The organism is Nonomuraea sp. NPDC052129 (assembly GCF_040680095.1).
Classification (GTDB): domain Bacteria; phylum Actinomycetota; class Actinomycetes; order Streptosporangiales; family Streptosporangiaceae; genus Nonomuraea.
Window position 1 is genome coordinate 70,445 of record NZ_JBFAVX010000046.1, and the last position, 23,008, is coordinate 93,452.

At 67.9% G+C, this 23,008-nt stretch carries 22 protein-coding genes and 1 pseudogene; 4 read left to right on the top strand and 19 right to left on the bottom strand.

Annotated features, from left to right (window positions below; all coding sequences use genetic code 11):
* Positions 1 to 71: 71 nt before the first annotated feature.
* Entirely contained in the window at positions 72 to 1,094 is a 1,023-nt protein-coding gene (locus AB0L53_RS53660) for a suppressor of fused domain protein (RefSeq protein WP_364013014.1), read from the top strand.
* A 22-nt stretch (positions 1,095 to 1,116) separates the two neighbouring features.
* Here AB0L53_RS53660 and AB0L53_RS53665 read toward each other — a convergent pair whose 3' ends face one another.
* The 6 genes from AB0L53_RS53665 to AB0L53_RS53690 all read right to left on the bottom strand — a co-directional run bounded on the left by AB0L53_RS53665 (position 1,117) and on the right by AB0L53_RS53690 (position 6,348).
* Positions 1,117 to 1,956, bottom strand: coding sequence for a phosphatidate cytidylyltransferase (locus AB0L53_RS53665; RefSeq protein ID WP_364013017.1), 840 nt, complete (start codon positions 1,954 to 1,956; stop codon positions 1,117 to 1,119).
* A gap of 68 nt (positions 1,957 to 2,024) precedes the next feature.
* Entirely contained in the window at positions 2,025 to 2,582 is a 558-nt protein-coding gene (gene frr, locus AB0L53_RS53670; RefSeq protein WP_364013019.1) for a ribosome recycling factor, read from the bottom strand.
* Between the two features lie 43 nt (positions 2,583 to 2,625).
* The gene (gene pyrH / locus AB0L53_RS53675; protein WP_217709034.1) at positions 2,626 to 3,324 is read right to left on the bottom strand and encodes a UMP kinase; all 699 of its coding nucleotides are present in this window, start codon (positions 3,322 to 3,324) and stop codon (positions 2,626 to 2,628) included.
* Between the two features lie 123 nt (positions 3,325 to 3,447).
* A complete protein-coding gene (gene tsf / locus AB0L53_RS53680) occupies positions 3,448 to 4,281 on the bottom strand; it encodes a translation elongation factor Ts (RefSeq protein ID WP_364013023.1) in 834 nt (277 codons plus the stop codon).
* A gap of 299 nt (positions 4,282 to 4,580) precedes the next feature.
* Complete coding sequence (gene rpsB / locus AB0L53_RS53685) at positions 4,581 to 5,519, bottom strand: 30S ribosomal protein S2 (protein WP_364013026.1); 939 nt, start codon at positions 5,517 to 5,519, stop codon at positions 4,581 to 4,583.
* Between the two features lie 220 nt (positions 5,520 to 5,739).
* The gene (locus tag AB0L53_RS53690; RefSeq protein WP_364013029.1) at positions 5,740 to 6,348 is read right to left on the bottom strand and encodes a winged helix-turn-helix domain-containing protein; all 609 of its coding nucleotides are present in this window, start codon (positions 6,346 to 6,348) and stop codon (positions 5,740 to 5,742) included.
* 68 nt (positions 6,349 to 6,416) lie between these two features.
* On the opposite strand from AB0L53_RS53690, the gene AB0L53_RS53695 reads away from it, so the two are divergent.
* Positions 6,417 to 7,808, top strand: a complete 1,392-nt coding sequence (locus AB0L53_RS53695) for an MFS transporter (protein WP_364013032.1) — start codon at positions 6,417 to 6,419, stop codon at positions 7,806 to 7,808.
* A 371-nt stretch (positions 7,809 to 8,179) separates the two neighbouring features.
* On the opposite strand, the gene AB0L53_RS53700 is transcribed toward AB0L53_RS53695, so the two are convergent.
* On the bottom strand, positions 8,180 to 8,656 hold the full coding sequence (locus AB0L53_RS53700) for a GNAT family protein (RefSeq protein WP_364013035.1): 477 nt from the start codon (positions 8,654 to 8,656) through the stop codon (positions 8,180 to 8,182).
* Between the two features lie 405 nt (positions 8,657 to 9,061).
* On the opposite strand from AB0L53_RS53700, the gene AB0L53_RS53705 reads away from it, so the two are divergent.
* Positions 9,062 to 9,973, top strand: a complete 912-nt coding sequence (locus AB0L53_RS53705) for a M23 family metallopeptidase (protein WP_364013038.1) — start codon at positions 9,062 to 9,064, stop codon at positions 9,971 to 9,973.
* 72 nt (positions 9,974 to 10,045) lie between these two features.
* Here the strand turns inward: AB0L53_RS53705 and AB0L53_RS53710 are convergent, their stop codons facing one another.
* From AB0L53_RS53710 to AB0L53_RS53740, 7 genes and pseudogenes are all read right to left on the bottom strand, one after another.
* Positions 10,046 to 10,912 carry a tyrosine recombinase XerC gene (locus AB0L53_RS53710; protein ID WP_364013080.1) on the bottom strand — a complete coding sequence of 289 codons (867 nt, stop codon included), beginning with the start codon at positions 10,910 to 10,912 and terminating at the stop codon, positions 10,046 to 10,048.
* 823 nt (positions 10,913 to 11,735) lie between these two features.
* Complete coding sequence (locus AB0L53_RS53715) at positions 11,736 to 13,298, bottom strand: cellulase family glycosylhydrolase (RefSeq protein ID WP_364013041.1); 1,563 nt, start codon at positions 13,296 to 13,298, stop codon at positions 11,736 to 11,738.
* Positions 13,299 to 13,477: 179 nt separating this feature from the next.
* Positions 13,478 to 13,624: a hypothetical protein gene (locus AB0L53_RS53720; RefSeq protein ID WP_364013044.1), complete on the bottom strand. Its 147-nt coding sequence runs from the start codon at positions 13,622 to 13,624 to the stop codon at positions 13,478 to 13,480.
* A 235-nt stretch (positions 13,625 to 13,859) separates the two neighbouring features.
* A pseudogene (locus tag AB0L53_RS53725) lies at positions 13,860 to 13,979 on the bottom strand (acyl-CoA thioester hydrolase/BAAT C-terminal domain-containing protein); the annotation flags it as partial.
* Positions 13,980 to 14,236: 257 nt separating this feature from the next.
* Entirely contained in the window at positions 14,237 to 15,841 is a 1,605-nt protein-coding gene (dprA, locus tag AB0L53_RS53730) for a DNA-processing protein DprA (protein WP_364013047.1), read from the bottom strand.
* A 112-nt stretch (positions 15,842 to 15,953) separates the two neighbouring features.
* Positions 15,954 to 17,489: a YifB family Mg chelatase-like AAA ATPase gene (locus AB0L53_RS53735; protein ID WP_364013050.1), complete on the bottom strand. Its 1,536-nt coding sequence runs from the start codon at positions 17,487 to 17,489 to the stop codon at positions 15,954 to 15,956.
* Between the two features lies 1 nt (position 17,490).
* Positions 17,491 to 17,844, bottom strand: a complete 354-nt coding sequence (locus AB0L53_RS53740) for a YraN family protein (RefSeq protein ID WP_357942951.1) — start codon at positions 17,842 to 17,844, stop codon at positions 17,491 to 17,493.
* A gap of 657 nt (positions 17,845 to 18,501) precedes the next feature.
* On the opposite strand from AB0L53_RS53740, the gene AB0L53_RS53745 reads away from it, so the two are divergent.
* A complete protein-coding gene (locus AB0L53_RS53745; protein ID WP_364013053.1) occupies positions 18,502 to 19,155 on the top strand; it encodes a maleylpyruvate isomerase N-terminal domain-containing protein in 654 nt (217 codons plus the stop codon).
* Between the two features lie 755 nt (positions 19,156 to 19,910).
* On the opposite strand, the gene AB0L53_RS53750 is transcribed toward AB0L53_RS53745, so the two are convergent.
* The 5 genes from AB0L53_RS53750 to rplS all read right to left on the bottom strand — a co-directional run bounded on the left by AB0L53_RS53750 (position 19,911) and on the right by rplS (position 22,950).
* Entirely contained in the window at positions 19,911 to 20,234 is a 324-nt protein-coding gene (locus AB0L53_RS53750; RefSeq protein WP_026215037.1) for a DUF2469 domain-containing protein, read from the bottom strand.
* A gap of 39 nt (positions 20,235 to 20,273) precedes the next feature.
* Entirely contained in the window at positions 20,274 to 20,942 is a 669-nt protein-coding gene (locus tag AB0L53_RS53755; protein ID WP_357942947.1) for a ribonuclease HII, read from the bottom strand.
* 53 nt (positions 20,943 to 20,995) lie between these two features.
* Positions 20,996 to 21,586, bottom strand: a complete 591-nt coding sequence (gene lepB / locus AB0L53_RS53760; RefSeq protein WP_364013056.1) for a signal peptidase I — start codon at positions 21,584 to 21,586, stop codon at positions 20,996 to 20,998.
* Positions 21,586 to 22,446: a signal peptidase I gene (gene lepB, locus AB0L53_RS53765; RefSeq protein ID WP_364013059.1), complete on the bottom strand. Its 861-nt coding sequence runs from the start codon at positions 22,444 to 22,446 to the stop codon at positions 21,586 to 21,588. Before lepB (AB0L53_RS53765) ends, lepB (AB0L53_RS53760) begins: the two co-directional genes overlap by 1 nt.
* A 141-nt stretch (positions 22,447 to 22,587) precedes the next feature.
* The gene (gene rplS / locus AB0L53_RS53770) at positions 22,588 to 22,950 is read right to left on the bottom strand and encodes a 50S ribosomal protein L19 (protein ID WP_214641562.1); all 363 of its coding nucleotides are present in this window, start codon (positions 22,948 to 22,950) and stop codon (positions 22,588 to 22,590) included.
* Between the last annotated feature and the right edge of the window lie 58 nt (positions 22,951 to 23,008).

Below are 23,008 nucleotides of genomic sequence, written 5' to 3' on the forward strand. Positions count from 1 at the left end.
ATTCCATGAGGGAGCTCCGGGTGGCGGAAGCTCTCGCATGAGGTTATGGGCCGATCTAGAGTGCATCTCGTATGGCGATTTTCCGGCCGGCTTCTGGCGAGGGGCAGACCGAGGTCGTCCTCACCGCCGGCAACCCGTACGGCAGCCGAACGCTCGTGGTCGAGCGGGACGAGGACGCCTCGGTAGCTTACCTGTGCTCGCCTGACGGCGCCGTGCACGGGGCTGTGTGGCTGGCCAACCACCGCCCCGCGCCCGAGGTGGTCGATCTGGCCAGGCTCAACTCCGGGCTGCCGCCGCTCATGCCCCGGCCCAACACCACGCACCCGGCCGGACGCCGGCCGCTCGGGCAGCTGACGGCGCTGTGGTTCGAGGAGGGCGACGGGGTCGCGGTCTATGAGGACGAGGACCTGCTGGCGGTCATCCCCGGGTGGGCCGACATGAGCAGGGGAATGCCCGGCTACGCCCGTGACGCCGTAGGTGAGACGCCGTTCGCCTGGGCGTTGTCCGAGGCGCTCGAAGGGCTGCGGCCGCGCATCTCCAACGCCAGGTCCTATTGGCGCTGGAGGCATGGGGAGGGGTCCTGGGCGTCGTTCCAGGAGTTCGTCATGGGGCATCTGGAACGGGGGCTCGGGCCGGCCGGACGCTACTGGGACGTGAGCGGGGCGCGGCTGCCGGCTGTCGGCGTCACCGAGCGGCCGCCGTACGGGCGTCGGGGGTTCACGGTGCTGTCGACGGTCGGGATGAGCTGCCAGCGGATGCCCACCGTCGAGCAGTGGATCGACCGGCCGGGCGCGTACGCCAGGATCGAGCTGGCCGTGGCCACCCGCGAGGATCCGCGCGAGGCGGCGCTGCTGCTCGTGTGGCTGTCGCAGTATCCGTGGCACTCGGTCACGTGGCTAGGGCACGGGCATACTGCCAAGTGGTATCACGAGCCGGCCACGTTCCCGCTGGGCCCGCAGTACGCGGGGGTCATGATGGTCGCCGACCCACCCGCCATGCCGGATTTATCAGGATTCGCCTTTGGTGGTGAGGCCGTCCGCTGGCTCTGGCTCCAGCCGATCACCATCGAGGCGATGGAAGAACACCGCCACTAGCGTCAGGGAACACGGAGACGCGTCAGAAGAACAGCGTCATCAGCAGCCAGACCGGCACCAGCGTGGTCACCAGCGAGTCGAGCCGGTCCATGAGACCGCCGTGGCCCGGCAGGAGCGTGCCCAGGTCCTTGATGCCGAGATCCCGCTTGATGATCGACTCGATCAGGTCACCGACGGTCGCCAGCACCGCCACGAGCGCGCCGATCAGGGCGCCCTGCCAGAGCTGCCCGTCCATGAGCCAGCTCACCAGCCAGGCGCCCACCGCCACGCACGCGATGATGGACCCGGCCATCCCCTCCCAGGTCTTCTTCGGGCTGATGACGGTCATCTGGTGCTTGCCGAACAGCACGCCCGCGATGTAGCCGCCGATGTCGCTGGCCACGGTCACCGCGATGAAGATGACCACCCGATCACGGCCGTCACCAGGCGCCAGCAGCAACGCCGCGAACCCGGCCAGCAACGGCGGATAGACCAGGATGAACACCGAAGCGGTCGTATCGCGTACGTAGCCGTCGGTGCCGTCACTGAACATCCGCCAGATCAGCAGGACGAAGACGACCACCACGAACGCGCCGAGCAGCCAGACGGGCCCGCCCCAGTAGGCACCGGCGAACATCGCGGCCATGCCACCGAGCAGGGGCACGGCCGGCACCTTGATGCCGCGGCTCCCGAACGCCTGGATCAGCTCCACGACCCCGACGCCCACGGCCCCCGCCAGCACCAGGAGAAAGAGTTCTTTGACGGTGTAGAGCGTGCCGATGACCAGCGCGCCCAACCCCAAGCCCACCGCTATGGCGGCAGGAAGGTTCCGTCCGGTACGGCTGCCGCCGCTCGGGCTGGTGCCAGCCGTACTTTCGTCCACAGATCTCTTCCCGGGTCTTCCATGAGCCACGGCCCCCGCCACCGGGCGAGGGCCGTGCGGCGCGCCGCTCAGACCTCGAGCAGCTCGGCTTCCTTGTGCTTGAGCAGCTCGTCGATCTTGGCGACGTGCTTCTGGGTGATGTCGTCGAGCTCCTTCTCCGCGCGGCGGACCTCGTCCTCGCCCGCCTCCCCGTCCTTGATCATCTTGTCGAGGATCTCTTTGGCGGAGCGGCGGATGTTGCGCACGGACACCTTGGCGTGCTCGCCCTTGTTCCTGGCGACCTTGATGTACTCCTTGCGCCGGTCCTCCGACAGCTCGGGGAACGACACGCGGATCACCGCCCCGTCATTGCCGGGGTTGACGCCCAGGTCGGATTCACGGATCGCCTTCTCGATCGCGGCCATCGAACCCTTGTCGTAGGGCTGGATGATCACCATGCGGGCCTCGGGCACATGGAACGAGGCCAACTGCTGGATCGGGGTCGGCGTGCCGTAGTACTCGGCATTGATCTTGTTGAACATCGAAGGGGTTACCCGGCCCGTCCGGATGCCCGCGAAGTCCTCCTTCGCGACCGTAACGGCCTTGTCCATCTTTTCCTCGGCTTCGAGGAGGGTTTCGTCGATCACAGCGGCTCCCTGTCTTCTAGCTGGCGATGTCGGGCGCGCTCCCTCATTTGCCTGCGGGACTCACCAGCGTGCCGATTTTCTCACCGCGGACCGCTCGCAGGATGTTGCCCTCGCCCATCAGGTCGAAGACGACGATCGGGAGGTCGTTGTCCTTGCACAGGCTGATCGCGGTGGCGTCCATGACCTGGAGGTCGCGGATCAGCACCTCGCCATAGTCGAGGTGGTCGAACCTGACCGCGTCGGGATTCTTCCGTGGATCGGAGTCGTAGACCCCGTCCACCTGAGTGCCCTTGAGCAGCGCCTCGGCGCCGATCTCCAGGGCGCGCTGGGACGCCGCGGTGTCGGTGGAGAAGAACGGCGAGCCGAGCCCGGCGCCGAAGATGACCACGCGCCCCTTCTCCAGGTGCCTGATCGCACGGCGCGGCAGGAACGGCTCGGCGACCTGCTGCATGGTGATGGCGGTCTGCACGCGGGTCTCGACGCCACGCCGCTCCAGGAAGTCCTGCAGCGCGAGACAGTTGATGACGGTGCCCAGCATCCCCATGTAGTCGGCGCGGGCGCGGTCGATGCCCTGCTCGGACAGCGCCGCGCCGCGGAACATGTTGCCGCCGCCGACCACCACCGCCACCTGCACACCCTCGCGTACGGCCTCGGCGATCGAGTCGGCCAGGTGGTCGACCACCAGCGGGTCGATCCCCAGCGGGTCGCCACCGGCGAACGCCTCACCTGACAGCTTCAACATGACCCGCTTCCACCGGAGCGGGTTCTGATACGAAGAAGCCGCCGACGTAGCTGGCTCCTGGTTCTCCTGCACGGCGGCGGCCTCCCTCTTAGGCGGTTCGATGGGCTGGAATTTCGTTCAAGCCTAAGCCTGGCCGACTTTGAAGCGAACGAAGGCCAGCACCTCGGCACCGTTCTCCTCGGCGTACTTGCCGACGGTCTTCTTGTTGTCCTTGACGAACGCCTGCTGGAGCAGGGTGAAGTCCTTGTACCAGCCGTTGACGCGACCCTCGACGATCTTGCCGATGGCGGCCTCGGGCTTGCCCTCCTCGCGCGTCATCTCCTCGAAGAGCTTGCGCTCCTTCTCGACGACGTCGGCGGGCACGGCCGCGGCGTTGAGGTACTGAGGGGCCATCGCGGCGGCGTGCTGCGCGATGTCCTTGGCGACCTCGGAGTTCGGCTTGTCGAGCTGGACCAGCACGCCGACGGCCGGCGGCAGCGCCGGGTCGGTGCGGTGCATGTAGGCGCCGATGTAGCCGCCCTCCAGCACCGCGAAGCGGCGGATCTCGATCTTCTCGCCCAGCGCGGCGTTGGCCTCGTCGAGGTACTCCTTGACGGTCTTGCCGTCGAAGGAGGACTCGAGCAGCGTCGCCACATCGGCCGGCTTGGTGGCCAGGATGTGCTCGACGACCTGGCCGGCCAGCTCCTGGAAGCGCTCGCCCTTGGCCACGAAGTCGGTCTCGCAGTTGAGCTCCAGCAGCGCGGCGGCGGAGTCGCCGTCCTGCTTGAGCGCGACCAGGCCGTTGGAGGCGGTGCGCGCCTCGCGCTTGCCCACGTCCTTGGCGCCCTTGAGGCGCAGCAGCTCGATGGCGCGGTCGATGTCGCCGTCAGCCTCTTCGAGCGCCTTCTTGCAAGACATCATTCCGGCCGCGGTGATCTCGCGAAGCCGCTTGACGTCGGCCATGTTCACGGAAGCCATTGCTTTTTTCCTTGTGGGATTTCGTCGTGGATCGGGTGGGCGCCGACCTTCCGGCACCCACCCTATGGTTCGAACGGCCGGCGGCTGCCGTACAGGAGCTCAAAGTCTTACCTGGTGAGCAGCCCTGCCTTCGCGGCCTTCCCGGCTCTTCCGGCCTTGCCGGGCGGCGGGGGTCTTGACCCCCGCCGCCGGGCTCAGCGTCTGCGATTTCCGCTCGGCCTCGCGTGCGGGTCACTCCACGGAGCCGGGCTCGGTAGGCGACTGCTCGCCACCTCGGTGTTTACCCGAGGTGTGAGCGGTCAGGCCTGCTGCTGCTCGGTCTCGCCCTCGGCGGCGGCCGGAGCGGCCTCAGCCTCAGCCGTGACCTCGGCCGGAGCCTCGACCTCAGCCTCAGCCTCAGGGGCGGCGGCCTCGGCCTCGGGAGCGGCGGCCTCGGCGGCCGGCTCAGGGGCGGCCTGCTCGGCGGCGCCCTGCTCGATGAGCTCGCGCTCCCACTCGGCCAGCGGCTCGGCGGCAGCGGGCTTCTCGTCACCGCGGGCGGCGCCCGAGCGAGCCATCAGACCGGCCGCGACACCGTCGGCGACGACCCTGGTCAGCAGGCCGACGGCGCGGATGGCGTCGTCGTTGCCGGGGATCGGGTAGTCGACCTCGTCGGGGTCGCAGTTGGTGTCGAGGATCGCGACGACAGGGATGCCAAGCTTCTTGGCCTCGCTGATCGCGATGTGCTCCTTCTTGGTGTCGACGATCCACACCGCGCTGGGCACGCGGCCCATGTCACGGATGCCGCCGAGCGTGCGCTCAAGCTTGTCCTTCTCACGCCGGCGCATGAGGAGCTCCTTCTTGGTGAGCCCCGAGGCGGCGACGTTGTCGAAGTCGAGCTCCTCGAGCTCCTTCAGACGCTGAAGCCTCTTGTGCACGGTGGAGAAGTTGGTGAGCATGCCACCCAGCCAGCGCTGGTTCACGTACGGCATGCCGACGCGAGCCGCCTGCTCGGAGATGGCCTCCTGCGCCTGCTTCTTGGTGCCGATGAACAGGATCGTGCCGCCGTGGGCGACCGTCTCCTTGACGAAGTCGTAGGCACGGTCGATGAACGACAGCGACTTCTGCAGGTCGATGATGTAGATGCCGTTGCGCTCGGTGAAGATGAAGCGCTTCATCTTCGGGTTCCAGCGGCGGGTCTGGTGCCCGAAGTGAACGCCGCTCTCGAGCAGCTGTCGCATGGTGACGACGGGGGCCATGTGATGGTCCTCCAGGTCTGGGCGCCCGTGCGGACGGGCGCGGTTCTCGGTTGTGCCGCGGCAGCCCAGTGGCTGTCGCCCTGATGCCCCGAACCCGCTCCAGCCGAGCCGTGGCTCGGACCGATGGGGCGGTCCGCGATGGGGCATGCGAAGTCGGCCTGTGATACACAGGCCACCCAAAAGTCTACCTCCCACGCCGCCCCGGCCTGACCGTCTCGGGTCAGCCCGCGTCGTGGTCCTCCGTGGGCAGCCCCGGCGCCGCCCTCCGCACATGCGGGAAGAGGTTGACCTGGGCCTCGGCGATCCTGGCACCGGGAGGCGCCGCCCGTTCATCGCGATGGCGCGCCAGGTACGGCTCGAACAGCTTCTCGACCTCGACATTGAGCCGCGCCATCTCCTCGGCGTCGAGCCGCAGCATCAGGCGGCTGAAGCGGGTCGCCTCGCGCCACTCCTCGGGCTCCTGGTCGATGTTCTCCAGCGCCCGCCGGGCCTCCTCGTCCGCTTCCTTGCGAAACGCCTGGATCAGCAGGTGCTTGGCCTCACGCACCTCCGGCTGATCGCCGGGCCGCACGCCGACCGACAGGGGCGTACCCGTCGGCTTCCAGGCCCGCTCCCGCCCGTCGCCGCGCGGGGGCGCATCCTCCACGAACCCGTACTTGGCCAGCATGCGCAGGTGGTAACTGGCGGCACTCGGAGTGATGCCGGCGACCTCGGCGACCTCGGTGGCGGTGGCGCTGCCGTCGACACCCAGCCGGTTCAGGATCGCCAGCCGGGCCGGGTGCGCCAGGGCCCGCATCGCCTTGGGGTCACTGAGGCTCTCCCGCGTCATGGCACCAAGGTACCCGGAAGTGATGTGAAGTATTGCCTTCATAACTCTGAAGGGTTACTTTCATAGTTATGAAGCATTCCCTTCACGAATCGGCTCCACCTCGCGATCCCATCGCACCCGGAGGCGCGACATCACTCGCGGACGCAGCCTCACCTGGGGACGCCCCGCCAGCGCCAGACCTCACCCCGCTCCTCAAACAGCGCGACTATCGACTGCTCTGGACCGCTCGCACCATCTCCGTAACCGGCTCCGAGGTGTCCAAGCTGGCCGTGCCGCTGACCGCGGTCACCCTGCTCGCCGCCTCCCCCATGGAAATGGGCCTGCTCACTGGGGCGGCCTCACTACCCGCCCTGCTCCTCGGCCTCCAGTCGGGCGCGATCGCCGACCGCCTCTCGCGCCACCGCCCCCTCATGATCGCCTGCGAACTCGTCTCCTGCGCCGCCGCGCTGACGGTCCCTGTGGCCTGGCTCCTGGGCGTACTCAATGCCTTTTGGCTCATCGTCGTCGCCCTGGCCATCGGCTCAGCAGGCGTGTTCTTCAGGGCCGCGAACTTCCCGCACGTGGCCGCGATCGTCCGCCCCGAGCAACGAACGGAGGCCATGGCCGGCTTCCACGCCTCCTACTCAGTGGCTTCCGTGGGCGGCCCCGGCCTGGCCGGGCTCCTCGTACAACTGCTGACGGCCCCGCTGGCGGTGTTCACGGAGGCGCTGTCGTTCCTGGCCTCGGCGCTGCTGCTGCGCTCGATCCGTACCCCGGAGAAGAACGAGCCGGCCCCCTCCCGAGGCATGTGGCGAGACGTGACCGAAGGGCTCCGCGTCAGCGCCACCAATCCCGTACTCCGTGCCCTCCTCGGCGCAGGCGTCACCATCAACTTCTTCGCCCTGGCCTACACGGCCGTCTACATGCTGTACATGGTGAACACCCTCGGCATCCCCAGGGGCCTCATCGGCGCCCTCATCGCCCTCGGCGGCGTCGGCGGGCTCATCGGCGCCTGGATCACCACCCGCGCCGCCAAACGCTACGGCGAGAACCGCGTGCTCCTCGTCTCCGTACTCTTCTTCCCGATCGAATTCCTGGCAGTGGGCCTGCTCAGCGGACCCCTCTGGTGGAAGCTGGCTCTGCTCACGCTCACCGGCATCGTCACGGGTGGCGTCGTAGTTGCGTTCGCGACCTGCATGGGCGCGATCGTCCTGCGCGAAACCGCCCCCGAACTCCGTGGCCGCGTCAATGCCACCATGACGTTCGCCGTACAGGGTGTCATGGCTCTTGGCGGCCTCGCGGGTGGCGCGCTGGCCGAGTTCGCGGGCCTGCGTCCCGTCATTCTCGTCTCAGCGGTCGGCATCGCACTCAGTACGGTCTGGATCTGGACCTCTCCCCTGCGCCCTGGCCGCCGCCATCGCTTCGCGGACCCCACTGACCCGGCATCGACCCAGCCCTCGCCAGAGCCCTCGAAGTCCTGACCCTTCCAGACGAGAACACCTCGTCCAGTGCCATCCCCTGATGTTCCCCACCGAACTGACGCACCATGACAACCGACGTTCACCGTCCGCCCGACGCACCGTGGCGACCGACGTTCACCGTCCGCCCGACGTTCACCGTCCGCCCGACGTTCACCGTCCGCCCGACGTTCACCGTCCGCCCGACGTTCACCGTCCGCCCGACACACCGTGACGACCGAGCATCAACCTGACGGCCCAGCTCTGCGAACACCGCAGCATGGAGCATCCAGCGCCGCCATCCGTGACATACGGCTCAGGCAGCTACACCCCAGCCTCAGCCACCAACCCTTCGAGCGCAGTCCTTCAGCCACCGACGTCCGTGGTCAGTACAGCTAGATCAGCTCGCCTGCCAGTAGGTCCATAAGCAACCCGTCGTGAAACTCTCCAGTCGCCGGATCCCGCTCATAGGCCCGCATAATCCCCACCCGCTTGAACCCCACCCGCTCGTAGGCATTGATGGCCACCGTGTTGTGCGCCGCAGGATCGATGGTCAGCCGGTGATGCCCCCGCTCCTCGATCAACCATCGCGCCAACGTACGAACGGCTTCCTGCCCGAACCCACGTCCGTGCCACCGCGGTCCGAGGAAGATGTCGATCCCCGAGCTGCGATACATCGGATCCTCGACTTCCTCGTACTGGATGGCCCCGATCACCTCGCCACTGACCGTGATGGCCAGCATGTCGTCGAACTCATCGACCGGCCCCCACCACTTGGTCACCTCCGGCGTCCCCGCGATCTCCCGCAGCCGCGCCTCGTCATCCCGTACGACGTCCCGCAGGATCACCCGGGACCCACGCAGCTCAACCATGCCGCCTCCCCAACCCGCCCGCGCCACGATGCCAGCAGTTATCCACAGGCTTACCGACCCGCGCCCTCCTTTTCCACAGAATTACGTTCGCCCCTCCGACCGCCCCCACCTCTCCCGCAAACTCACCGCATGCCCATCCACCCCACCCCCCACGGTTCGTCACCACTCACCCACTCCAACCCCACCCCTCCAGCACCGCTTCACTCCCACCCCACTCCTCCCAACAGCCACTCCAGCTCCAATTCCCCACGCCCCTTCAACCACCAAAACCCCACAACTCACCCCCACCCCTTCAACCACGAAAAGCACGAAAACCCCACAATCCACCGGCACCCCTGCGATGGCAGCAGGTCAACACATCCCCCACCGACAAAGCTCCTCCGGAGAGGCGCGTCTTCAGGCCCGATGACGCTTCTGACCGCCCTCCTCGCCCTCGCCATTCCTCTGATCCCCTTGGCACTCGCAAGCCCCGCCGCCGCCGACCGCCCCACCTGGCGATGGCCACTGGACGGACACCCCAGAGTCCTCCGCCAGTTCGCACCCCCACCCGAGCCATGGCTGTCGGGCCACCGGGGCATCGACCTCGGCGCCCCACCCAGCACCCCTGTCGTAGCCGCAGGCCCAGGCATCGTCCGCTTCGCCGGCCCCCTCGCGGGCCGGGGTGTGGTCACCATCGAGCACACGGACGGCCTACGCACGACGTATCTGCCGGTCAACGCATCAGTACGCCGGCACCAGCGCGTAACGCCCGGCACCCGCCTCGGAGTCATCGAACGCCCAACTGGCCACTGCCGAGAATCCTGTCTTCACTGGGGCCTCCTGCGCGGCTCCCACTACCTCGACCCCTTGCTCCTCCTCGGCCGAGCCCACATCCGCCTCCTCCCTTACTGGAACCTGGACGCCCTGGGCACCGCCGCCCTCTGGACGCAGCCACCACCCTCAAGCACCAAACGCCTCCACCCGGCACCCACCGACATGGCTCCCTCTACGGCAACAACGGCAACCACCCGACCGCTGACATCGCCACCTCAGTCAGGTCGCACCCCTGCGCCCGGCCCCACCGTTTCGAGCGGACCCACCTGGCCCCCCGCCGCCAACTCCGCCTTCCGCTTCGCGGCACGTTCCGCCTCGACACCCGCCATCTCAGTCATCAGCGTGGGCACGCTGTTCAGCGCATTACTGCTGTTGACCCTGATCCGCCGCCATCGAAGTACACGCACGCAGCACCCGCGCACCACACGAGGTCAGCACCGCAAACAGCAGCGCAATCGACCCCCACGAAAGCGCCGACGCAGAGCCAGGCCCACCAAGCGATAACCCTTGGACCCGGAACCCAGGCCCCGTTGGACCCGAGCCCACTCCCCCACTGGGCCCCGAACCGATGTCCGGTCACGCCCTGGGGTGTGCCTGGCGGTATGCCGTGCGGAGGCGCTCGATCGAGACGTGCGTGTAGATCTGGGTGGTGTGCAGCGATGCGTGTCCGAGAAGCTCCTGGACGCTGCGCAGGTCGGCGCCGCCTTCTAGCAGGTGCGTCGCCGCGGTGTGTCGCAGCCCGTGCGGGCCCATATCCGGTGCTCCCTCGACCTCACGCAAGCGAGCGTGCACCACCCGGCGCACTGTACCCGCGTCGATCCGCCCGCCTCGTACCCCAAGAAACACCGCCGCCCCCGAGCCAGCGCGGATCCACCGGGGGCGTCCGTGGACGCACCATCTGTCCAGAGCACGAAGCGCGGGCAACCCGAACGGCACCGACCGTTCCTTACGGCCCTTGCCCAGCACCCTGATGACGTGCCGATCCCGATCGACATCGTCGACGTCCAGCGCGCACAGCTCACTCACTCGCACCCCCGTGGCGTAAAGCAGCTCCAGGATGGCCTGATCCCGCAGTTCCTTGGGCTCTCCGTCCGACGGCACTTCAAGGGTGGCCTGAGCCTGCTCCAGATCGAGTACGGCAGGCAACGGGCGGGGAGCCTTGGCACTGCCCAACAGCAGGCCGGGGTCGTCCGGCAACCAGCCTCTGCGATGGCAGTAGGCCGTGAAGGTACGTACGCAGGCGGTCCTGCGCGCCAGCGTCGCCCTCGCCTTACCGTCGGCATGCTGCTCGGCCAGCCATTCGCGCAACGTACTGATATCAAGACCGTGGAGCCGACCGTCCAGGTGCTCGAACAGGGCCGTGACGTCGGAGAGATAAGCACGCACGGTATGCGGTGACAGGTCTCTTTCAAACCGCAAGTACCTGCCGAATTCGGCTGTCACCTCATCCGCCCCCAGCCACCCGTCGGCCACAAGCGCCTCCCCTCTCACAGACGCCGACCGCTGCCGGAGCCGTGCGCACCAGGCGATCGACAGTCCACGGCCGGGCTTGTACCCGTATATCGGCCTACCGTCGCCTCGCTTCTTTCACCTTTGCACATTGGTCCACGACCAGCAGCCGACCGATGGGGCGGTGTCTTGTTGGTCGCGGATCGATGACGACCCGCGGAGTGGCGCGGTTTCTCGGCCACTCGGACCCGATCCTCCCTGGTAGCAACCAAGCCATGCGGCGAGCTCGTGGATCCACCACTGGGTGGGACACCACCCGCCGTTTCCTGGCCGGAAGCAGCCCAGATCGCGATCACGCGCCCGCGCCCGCTGGGCCCACCCTCGATGATCCCTTGCTCGCGGCAGCGCCTCGCCCGTAGAGGGATGAGCAACCCATGCTCCGCCAGCGGCTGTCAGTGCCATCTGCGCCGGCCGCCCGGCAACCCCAGCCAGAGACCTTGGATGCGTTGGAGTTCGCCGTTCTTGGGGAGGGCCGTTGGGTGCTGCCCCTTGGAGAGGGGCGTTGGGTGCTGTCCCTTGGAGAGGGAAGGCGAGCGCCCGCCCCGCGGTGCTCGGTCGTGGATCGCGGGGCGGGCGCTCGTTCGGGGGCCGCGGGCGGGAGCGGGTCCGCCCGCGACGGTGGGAGGGTCAGGAGCTCGCGACGGTCGTAAGGCCGGCAGCCTTTGACGGTGGGAAGAGTCGGGAGCCCGTGACGATGGGGAGGAGCGGGGAGCCCGTGACGGTGGGAATGAGCGCGAGTTCGGGACGGTGGGAAGGGTCAGGAGCAGGTGGCGTTGGTGGGCTGGGCGGCCGGTCCGTTGACGGTGAAGCCGACGGCGACCGACGCGCCGGGGGCGAGGTTCTTGGCGTAGTCGGGGCCCTTGGCGGTCCACGTGGTGCCCGACTGGGTCACGACCGCGTTCCAGCCGTTGACCAGCGTCACTCCCGACGGGAACGTCCAGGTGGCGGTCCAGTCGCTGATCGTGCTGGTGCCGGTGTTCTTCACCGTCAGCTCGCCCTGGAAGCCGCCCTGCCAGGAGTTCGTCTGCTTGTACGTCACCGTGCACTGCCCGGGAGGGTTGGGCGTGGGCGTATCGGAGGGCTGCCCGGTGCCGCCGGTCGGCGGGATCAGGTACGGCTGGAGGATGGCCTGCTTGGCCTGGTTGACGGTGGTCCAGTCGTCGTTGAGGATGCCCCCTGTGTCACCGGAGTTCGGGTTCCACGACCAGTAGGTGAACGACATCCCGTTCACCCCGGTACCCGTGTACTTCAGGAGCTCCTGCAGCCAGATCTTGTCCACGTTCGCGGCCAGAGTGGTGCCGAACTCGCCGATCATGATCGGCGCGATGTTCTGCTTGTACAGGTAACCCCAGTACTTGTCCCAGATGGCCGGCAGGTTGGCGGGGTAGTCGGGGGCGTCGAACCAGGTCTGGTGGTAGACCGAGGTCGCATAGTCGTGGGGCGAGTAGACCAGGCGGTTGGCCACGTTGAGCCGTACCGGATACTGGCCCGCCTTCGACAGGTTCCCGCCCCACCAGCCGCAGTCCTCGTCGTTGCTGGGATCGCCGTCCCACACGTTGGACAGACCGCCGCTCGGGCAGCTCACGCCCTCCACGAAGATCAGCCAGTTGGGGTTGACCGACAGGACCGCGTTGCCGGCCCGCTCGGCGGCCAGCCGCCAGTCGCGGGCCTGGTCGCCGCAGCCCCAGCAGGAGCCGGTCGCGTTGGGGTTGGTGCCCTCGGCGTGCGGCTCGTTGTGCAGGTCGGCGCCGATGACGGTGGGGTTGTTCGCGTAGTGCTGGGCCAGCGCCTTCCAGTCGTTGATCCAGGTGCTCTCCGGCGTGGCGGAGACGTACCAGAGCGCGGACTGGCCCGCGGCGGTCGGGCGGTGGCGGTCGAGGATGATCCGCATGCCCTTGCCGCCCGCGTACGCGATGATCTTGTCCAGGATCTGCAGCGGCGACAGGCCGATCAGGTCGGGGTTGACGTAGTCGTTGATGCCGGTGGCCGTGGCGCCGGACTTGAGCGCGTCGTTGGAGTACGGCACGCGGATCGTGTTGTAGCCCAGCGAGGCCATCTTGTCGAGGTGGCCCTTCCACGGAGTGCTCGACCACAGGCCGTGGAAGGTCCGGTTGTCGGTCTCCATGCCGAACCAGTTGAGGCCGGTCAGGCGCACGGTCGCGCCCGTGCTGTCAACAATCTTGTTGCCGCTGGTGTGCAGGTAGCCGGTGCCCGTGCCGGCGGCCGCGCCTGCCGGGGCGACCGTGGTCACCGCGACAGCGACTGCCGCTCCGGCCACCAGCGTGGCCAGGGCGGCCGTCAGCGCCTTGGACAAGTGCATGGGGGTGCCTTTCGGAGAGGGAGAACGCGGCGTCATGCTCGGCTGCCGTCTTCACACTCGTCAACGCACCGTGGGTTCTATGGCTGTGACCAGGCAGAATGCTTGAAAGTTTCACTGGGCAAACTAGCGCTCGGGAGCGGGCAACAACCGGCGGATGCCCGCGGCCACCCTCCGGCCGATCAGGTCGCCAGGAGCTTGACGATCGCGACGACGCCGATGCAGACGATCACGCCGCGCAGGATCGGCGCGGGCAGCCTGCGGCCCAGGCGTGCGCCGAAGAAGCCGCCGATCATCGAGCCCAGCGCCACCAGCAGGGCGGCCTGCACCGCAACAGCTCCAGCAGGCGCGGCCAAACCAGCGCCCCGAACGCCGCCGGGCCATGGGGCCGCCGAGCGGCGGCGCGCGTCCGCTTCCAGTGAGCCACCGTGAACGACCGCCAGGCCGGCAGCGACTCCCCCGACAGCAAGACCCGATAACCCGCGCCCCCGACCCGATCCGCAGCTGGGTCAGCAGACCGGCCCGCCGCGCCACGCCACGCCACGCCTCGGGCTCACGGGCGAACCGCTTGGCCGACCAGACCTGGTCGTCCTCCCCGGTCACCAGCAGCACCGGCCCGTTGATCCGCTCCACCGGAATCGCCGCCGCCGCAACAGCATCGGATCGGAGGCTGCGTTCGTAGATCGGGCGAAGCGGTGCGAGCCGTCGTGAGTGGCGTGGTCATCCGGGACATAAGACACCGGGTGGCCGCCCAGGGGCCAGATCGGTAGGCGTTTCGCCCCTTCGCCCCTTCGCCCCTTCGCCCCTTCGCCCCTTCGCCCCTTCGCCCCTTCGCCCCTTCGCCCCTTCGCCCCTTCGCCCCTTCGCCCCTTCGCCGGGCAGTATCGCTTACGGTCATGGGCGGCTCGTTGGCACATGGGTGTGGACTGCCCGCAGGAAGTTCACGCATCGTCGGGTGAAGGTGGGAGATCGTCGTCATCGGTTAGGTCTGAGGGGTACTGCCTAGGAGGTGCTGTTTCGTCGGCTTTCACGTACGTCTTTGGTGGCGTTTTGCGGGTTCGCCAGCCCTTGGCCACTCGTTCTACGTAGCCTGCGGCGGCCAGGCCGCCCAGTGCGCTCAGGGCCGTGTCCAGAGAGACTCCGGCCGCTACGGCGATGGAGGCGGGGCCTGCGGCGCCGCGTGTGGGGATGGCGTCGAGGACCCGGCTGGTTGTCTCGCTCAGCGTGTCTCGTGGGACGACCGGGCCGCGAGTTTGGGGGGCTAGGTCATCGCCTATCGAACCGACCAGGTCGATCACTTCCTCGGGCGAGGTGACGCAGACGGCCTTGCGTTCGCGAAGTAGGCGGTGGCAGCCGGCCGACATGGTGGAGGTGATCGGGCCTGGCACGGCCGCCAGGTGGCGTTGCAGTGACAGAGCGTGACCGGCTGTGTTGAGTGCGCCGCTGCGGAGTGCCGCCTCCACTACGACGGTGCCTCGTGACAGGGCGGCGATCAGGCGGTTCCTGATGAGGAAGCGCGCACGGGTGGGGTGTACGCCGGGAGGGCACTCGCTGACTACAACGCCCTGGTCGCGGGCGGCTGCGAACAGTTCGTGATGTCCGGTCGGGTAGCTGACGTCGACGCCGCAGGCCAGGACGACGACCGTCGGGGAGTCGGCGGCCAGGCTGCCGCGATGGGCCGCGCCGTCGATCCCGAACGCGCCGCCCGAGACCACTGTCCAGCCGGAGTCACTGAATCCCACGGCGAACTGAGCCGCGACGTGCACACCATACGCCGTGGCAGCCCGTGCGCCGACTACGGCGATCGATCGCAGGCAGGAGAAGCGCAGGTCGGCCGAGCCGTGGAGCCACAGGCCGAGCGGGCGGCGCGGTCCGAGTTGGTCCAGCTGAGTAGGCCATTCTGGGCTGCCGGGGATGATGAATCTGGCGCCGCTTCGTTCGCCGTTGGCGAGGTCGGCTGCGGGATCGGCGGACTCCAGACGGGCGCGCCAGGCGCGAAGTCGCTGGGTGAGCTCTGTTATGCGGCGCTCTGTGAGGGCTGTGCCGAGTTGCTGGGCGAGGCCTGTGACGTGTTGCTGAGTGGAGTCGGAGATCCGTTGCTGAGGGATGGTCGTCGTTCCGCATTGCCCCCCGGAGTCTGTGCTCTGCCTCTGGATGGGATTGTCTCTGAGTTGCCAGCTTGGGTCATTTGGCGGACGTTTAGTGAGGTCGGCTGCGATGTGCCGCCACGTTGGGTCCGCGATGTGTTGCTGAGTGGGGTCCGGAAGGTGTTGCCGGGTGGGGTCCACCAGTTGGTGCTGGGTGGCGTCCGGGAGTTGCTGCCCGCTGGGGTCCGCCAGTCGGTGTTGGGTGAGGTCCGGGAGGTACTGCCCGCCGAGGTCCGCCAGTCGGCGTTGGCTGGGGTCCGGGATGTGGTGGTCTTGGGTTACCTGGGTGATGAAATCGGGCGGGAGGGTCTCCGTGCGTACAGCGTCGATTGCTGCCTCGGCGCCACAGCAGGCGACGAGGCGACCCATCGTCGGGTCTCCAGCGTCGGCCACGCGCATGAGGGCGGCCCTCGCCTCCACTTCTGCTCTCGTCATCGACGCTCCTGAGGGGTGGGAATGTGGGCTTCGGGTGCGCCGGGCCTCGGTGGTGGCTGCGCGGCGGGTTGAGGGGTCACGTGTTCACCCCCAGCCACAGTGCGAGAGCTGTCGACGTTTCCGCGTCTTCGGGATGGGGTTTGGCGGCCAAGTCCGTAAGGGTCCACGCGACTCGTAGGACGCGATCGAGGCCGCGCGCGCTGAGGGTGCCCGAGTCGAGGGCGGCCGTCATGCACTTCATGGCGGCATCTGAAGGGCGGTAGTCGGCGTGGAGGGCGGCCGACGGGATTTCGGCGTTCGTGCGCCAGGCTGTGCCGGCCAGGCGTTTGGCGGCTCGTTGGCGGGCTGCCAGCACGCGCTCGGCCACGATCTTGCTCGGTTCGACGAACTGGCGGTCGGCCATGAGCTCGCGTCTGGACGTACGGGCGACTGTGACCTTCATGTCTACGCGGTCGAGAAGCGGGCCGGACAGTCTGGCCAGGTAGCGGCGTCTCATCGTGGGTGAGCACTGACAGCTTTCCCCCTGGTCCTGGGGCTGGGCGCAGGGGCAGGGGTTGGCCGCGAGGACGAGCATGAAGCGGGCCGGGAAGGTGACGGAGCCCGCTGATCTGCACACCGTCACGCGACCGGCCTCCAGGGGCTGGCGGAGGGAGTCGAGGATGTGGCGGGGGAATTCGGGGGCTTCGTCCATGAACAAGACTCCCCGGTGGGCGAGGGAGACCGCGCCGGGGCGTATGACGGTGCTGCCGCCGCCGATGATGGCCGCCGCCGTGGCGGTGTGGTGAGGGCTGACGAACGGTGGTCTGCTCAGCATGGGGCTGCTGGGCGGCAGTACGCCTGCCACCGAGTGGATGGCCGTCACCTCAAGAGCGTGGTCCAGCTCCAGCTCGGGGAGGAGTGTGGGCAAGCGTTCGGCGAGCAGGGTCTTGCCTGTGCCGGGCGGGCCGAGCATCCAGAGGTTGTGGCCTCCCGCCGCGCATATCTCGAGTGCTCGGCGGGCGACTGGCTGGCCGGCCACGTCGGACAGGTCGACGGCGGGCTGGATGATCGGCTGAGGCGGCTCTGGAGCGTCTTGGATGTGCCACTCGGGCAGGTCGTCTCCCCGTCGTAGCCACTCCACCAGCTGGCGCAGGTCGGTGAACGGCGCCACCTTGACGTCGGGCACCAGCGCCGCTTCCGCCGAGTTCGCGGCGGGGACGACCACCGTGACGTCTCCGTGCTCGGCCGCGCCCAGGACCGACGGGAGAACGCCACGCACGGGTCTCAGGCGTCCGTCGAGGCCGAGTTCGCCGAGGAAGAACGGCTCCGCGACCCGGTCAGCGGGGACCACCCCGGCGGCGCCCAGTATGGCCACGGCTATGGCGAGATCGAACTGACTGCCACGCTTGGGGAGGCTTGCGGGGAAGAGGCTTACTGTTATCCGGGCGTCTGGCCAGGGGAAATGGCTGTTGACCATCGCCGATCTGACCCGTTCTCTGGCCTCGCTGAGTGCCATGTCCGGCAGGCCGATGAGGTGGATCCCCGCCAAGCCGTTGCCCACGTCGGCTTCCACTTCCACGCTGCGGCCTTTGACGCCGACCAGGGCCACGCTGCGGGTCCTCGCGACTGCCATCTCAGATCGCCCCCCGTACGTGCTGGAGGGAGTAGTCCCCGGCGAAGCGCTCCAGGGCGATCACGTCGATTCTGACCGTGTCGAAGGCACGGGGCTGGGTCATGAGCCATTTGGCGGCGAGCATGCGGAGCTTGGCCAGTTTGGCCGGTCGTACCGACTCCAAGGCTGTGCCGTGTGATCGGCTGGATCTGGTCTTGACCTCTACCACGACCAGGTTGGGGCCGTCCTCGGCGATGACGTCGATCTCGCCGTGGCGGCAACGCCAGTTGCGTTCGATGATGGTCATTCCCTCGGCTTCCAGGTAGTTGACGGCGAGCTGCTCGCCGTGTTTGCCGAGGTCGTTCCTCGCGGCCATGTGGCACCTCCGGGCCCTGACTTTCGCGGATCGGGGATGGGCGATTGGGGCCGAGCGAGGTTCTGTGGACAGAGGGGGCTGTGGGTCCGGGGGGTTGTGGATAAGTCGGGGACGGGGTTGGGCATCTGGCACCGCGCCGGGTGAGGTGCGCTTCCGCTCCGGCTGGCCTCGCCGGCTGGCCGCTCCGGATGGCCTCGCCGGGTGATCCACCAGCCCTGAGTGAGCCGACCCAGGTGATCCATCCGCCCAGAGTGAATCGGTCCAGGCAGCTCACCCACCCTGAGTGACCTGTGGCAGGTGCGGGTGGTCAGTGGCGGTGGGTGCGGGTGACCCGTGGCGGCTGCGGGTCGGCCGTGGCGGGTGACTGAGGGGAGTGCGGGTGGCTTGGGGCGGTGCGGGTGGCAGCACGAGTGCGGAAAACGGGGGAAGCGCAGGTGGCTTGGGGCAGTGCGGGTGGCAGCGCGAGTGCGGGTGTAACTGCGGGTGCCGGGTGACTGCGGGAAGCGCGGGTGGCTTGGGGCGGTGCGGGTGGCGTGGTGGGTGAGCTGCGCTAGTTAGCGTGAGAGGCCGCCGAGATGAGCGAACAACCGTCCGGGTACGTGAATCGGGCGTTCGATTACGCTTGTCCGCCGTTCCAGTCCGCACTACCGTGCCGCAGTGGATCTCTTCTCACGCTCTTGGACGGCGTTGCGTACGGCGGTCGCCGCAATCTCGGATGAGGACTTCGAGCGGCCGTCCGGTTGTGTCGGCTGGCTCGTTCGAGACCTGGTGTGCCACCTGGTCATCGACGCCCAGGACGTACTGATCACGCTGGTCACGCCCGCCGAAACCGAGCCGACCGTGGACGCGGTCACCTACTGGAACCTTGTCGAGCCCCCGACCGGCGAGGACCCGCTCGATGCGCTGATCCCCCGGCTGGCCGCCGCGTATGGCGAGCCGTGGTTGCTCAAGTTCCATCTCGACGACGTCGGTTCCGCCGCTGGTCGTGCTGCCGAACTCGCCGATCCCGCCGTGCGCGTCAGTACCCGCGACGAGGTGCTGACCGTCGGCGACTATCTGTCCGCGTACGTGCTCGAATGGACCTTGCACCACCTCGACCTGATCGCGCATCTGCCGGCGGCCGCCGAGCCGCCCACCGAGACCCTCGTGGCGGCACGCGCGTCGCTGGAGAAGATCGGCAAGACCTCGTTTCCCGCCTCGTTCTCCGACAAGGACGCGCTGCTGATCGGCACCGGACGTCGTATGCCGACCGACGCGGAGAAGGCCGCGCTGGGTGATTTCGCCGCTAAGCTCCCGCTTATCCTCGGCTGAGCGGTTCACTGTGGGCTACAGCCCGTGGGGTCTACGGCCCCTGGGGGTCCACGGGCCATCAGGTCTACGGGCCATCGGGAGACGGCCATGGAGAGGGCCACGGAGAGGGCTACGGGGCCGGGCAGGGGGGCCGTGCTTGGGCCCATGAGGGGCTGGCGCCGTAGCGGGTGGCCATATGGGATCTCGCGAGTGCCTATGAGGAAGAGACCCAGGCGGGTGGCCAAGTTGTTGCGGTGCCCAGTGGTTGGCTGCGGGTAGGCCCGGCGCGGCTGTGGATTGGCCCGGTCGATGGGCCCTGACAACCGGGCGGTTCGTCACGGGCGAACGTGCGAGGAACCACGGTGTCGACCCCCAAGTGGATGGGTGGCCCAGGGGGCAGGCGGCCTGGTGGGTGACCGTGTGGCTGCGGTTCCCGGCGGCAGGCTACGGGTAGGCCCCGGCGGGTGATTGTGGATTGGCTATGGCAGCCAGGCAGTCGGTTATCCGTGGGCGCGCGGGAACCGGGGCGACTGACCCCCGAGTGGGTGTGGCCCAGCAGGGGGCGAGCTGCCGTGGCTGCGGTGCCCGGCGACTGACGGCAGGCAGGCCCCCTGCGGCGCGGCTGTGGATCGGCCTGGTCGATGACCCCTGACAGCCAGCCAGTTGGTCACGGGCGGACGTGTAAGGAACCGGGGTGACTAACCCCCGAGTGAGTGAGTGGCTCCCAGCGGGCGTCCATCAGACAGCCACCCCGTACGAACATCCTCAAAAAGCGCCTACCCCGAGAACCCCTCCTTCGGCATCTCCAGGTCGGCCTTGGCCAGTTCTTCGACGTTGACGTCCTTGAACGTGACCACCCGCACATTCTTCACAAACCGCGCCGGCCGGTACATATCCCAAACCCAAGCATCCTGCATCTTCACATCGAAGAACACGTCCCCGTTCTCCGCGGTCCGGACGTCGAGGTCTACCGAGTTGGTCAGGTAGAAGCGCCGTTCCGTCTCCACGACATACGTAAACAGCCCGACGACATCGCGGTATTCGCGGTAAAGCTGCAGCTCCATCTCGGTTTCGTACTTTTCGAGATCCTCTGCGCTCATCGCGGTCCTCCTGTCGTACCGGTCTTCCGGTTCGCCTGGTCAGGCAACCCCGGCCCCCATTTCATTTTCCCCCATCTCCCTGGCCACCGTGACGAAGGAGTAACGATGGTGGGAGCACGGCCCGTTCGTCTCCAGCGCCAGCCGATGTCCTGGGGTGACGTACCCCTTGTGCTCGGCGAAGCCGTAACCCGGGAACTCGGCGTCCAGTTCGATCATCATGCGGTCCCTGGTGACCTTGGCCACGATCGAGGCCGCCGCCACACAGGCGGCCACCTGGTCCCCCTTCCACACCGCCAGCGAAGGCGCCGGCAGGCCCGGGACGGGGAAGCCGTCCGTGAGGATGTACCCCGGGTCACAGGTCAACCGCGCGACGGCCCGGCGCATTCCGGCCACGTTACTCTTGTGCAGCCCCCGCGCGTCGATCTCCGCCGGGGGAATGACGACGATCCCGACGTGCGCCGAGTCCATGATCAGGTCATAGAGCCGTTCTCGTACGGCCGGCACCAGCAGTTTCGAGTCGTTGAGACCCTCGATCGGCCTGCGCAGGATGGTCGCGGCGACCACCAGCGGGCCGGCGCAGGCCCCCCGGCCTGCTTCGTCGACGCCGGCGATCGGGGTCAGGCCACGGCGGGCCAATGCCCGCTCATAGGCATAGAGTCCGGAATCACGCCGGACAACGCTGGGCCGAGGGCGGAACGCAACTGTCATGACAAGAGGCAGCGTACGCCCCAATCGCCGCAAACCGCGACCGGGAGCCGCCGCTATTTGACCTTGGCGAAGGTGTCAGGGTGCATGAAGATGCTGCCTCGCGACAGCGGCCAGTAGCGCATGATGGCCTTGCCGACCACCGCGTCCTCTGAGATGAACCCGCCCCCGGGCTCCTCGACGTGGCTGCGCGAGTCGGCGGAGGCGCTGCGGTGGTCGCCCATCAGCCACAACTTGCCCGGCGGCACGGTGTACTTGAACGTGTCGCCCGATGGGAAGTCGCCCGGATAGAGGTAGGACTCCTCGTCCAGCGCCGTGCCGTTGACCGTCACCCGCTTCTTGGCGTCGCAGCAGGCCACCTTGTCACCGCCGATGCCGATGACCCGCTTGATGGTGTCCTCGCCGTTCCAGCCCTTGAACACGATGATGTCGCCGCGTTCGGGCTTGCCCGAGAGCTTGTTGACGAACACCCGGTCGTTGATCAGCAGGGTGTTCTCCATCGACTCCGACGGGATGTAGAACGATCCGACGACATACGCCTGCAACAGCAGCGCGATGCCGACGCCGAGGACCAGCAGCAGGATCGTCTCGCGGAAGCCGCCCTTTTTCTTCTTCTCCCCCGCCGCCGCCTTCTTGGTGAAGGACATCAGGGCCTCCTGCTTCGCCTGCGCCGACGGATCAGCACCAAGGGTAGTGCTCCCGCGAACCCGGCGACCAGCGGGACGGAGCCGCCCAGCGCCTGCAACGCCGGCTGCGCGAACGTGTCGGGGATGGGCAGCGTGGTCGCCCTGTTGAACGGCCATACGATGACGAACGCCCGCCCGACCACCTGGCCCACGGGAATCGAGCCGCCGCCCGGGTCACCCTGGTGCGAGCGCGAGTCGAGCGACACCGAGCGGTGGTCGCCCATCACCCACAGCCGCCCCTCAGGCACCTTGATGTCGAAGAACTTGTCGGAGGGCACATTGCCCGGATAGAGATAGCTACCCTCGTCGATCGCCACGCCGTTGACCGTGATGCGCCCCTTGGGATCGCAGCACTTGACGTGGTCGCCACCGACGCCGATGACCCGCTTGATGTAGTCCTTCTCGCCGGGCACCACACCGAACGCGGTGCCGACCCAGCGGAAGAACGCCGCGACCGGGTTTGACGGCTCCTCCATCTCGAACTCGCCGTCCCAGGAGTCGACGCCCGAGAACACCACCACGTCGCCGCGCTCGATGTCACGCGTGTGGTAGACCATCTTGTTCACCAGGACCCGGTCGTTCTTCAGGAGAGTGTTCTCCATCGACTCCGACGGGATGTAGAAGGCCTGGATCACGAACGTCTTGATGATCAGGGCCAACACCAGCGCCACGACGACCAGGACGGGGAGTTCTTTCCAGAACGATCCCTTTTTGTCCTTCTTGCCGCCCTTTGCTGGCTTCTCTGTTTCTTCGGCGACCACGTCCACCTCGTCCTTGACAGGGCGGCGCGGCGCGCCGTGCTCCTGGCTCTCGCTAGTCATCGCTGACGAGCCTAGATGATGCGTCGGCTCGACAAGTCTCGACCGACGTTACACCCGCGCCCGAGTCGCTCCACATAAAGGAAATGCCCCTGCAAAGCCGAATGGCCCGCGCAAGACGCGGGCCATTCGGAAAGGTCTGTGTCACTTGGCGGGCACGGCCTCGCGCTTCTCGCGGATCCGGGCGGCCTTGCCGCGCAGATCGCGCATGTAGTAAAGCTTGGCGCGACGCACGTCACCGCGGGTCACGAGCACGATCTTCTCGATGATCGGGCTGTGCACGGGGAAGGTCCGCTCGACGCCGACGCTGTAGCTGACCTTGCGGACCGTGAAGGTCTCGCGGGCGCCGCTGCCCTGCCTGCGCAGCACGAAGCCCTTGAAGACCTGGACGCGGGAGCGGTTTCCTTCGACGACGCGGACGTGAACCTCGAGCGTGTCACCGGGGCGGAAATCCGGCACGTCGCCGCGCAGGGTCGCCTTCTCGAGCTCCTGGATCTTCGTGTGCATGAGAGCTGTCCTCAAGTCCTCGCGAGCACGCGGAGGTCCACCCGGCCTGAGCTCGCGG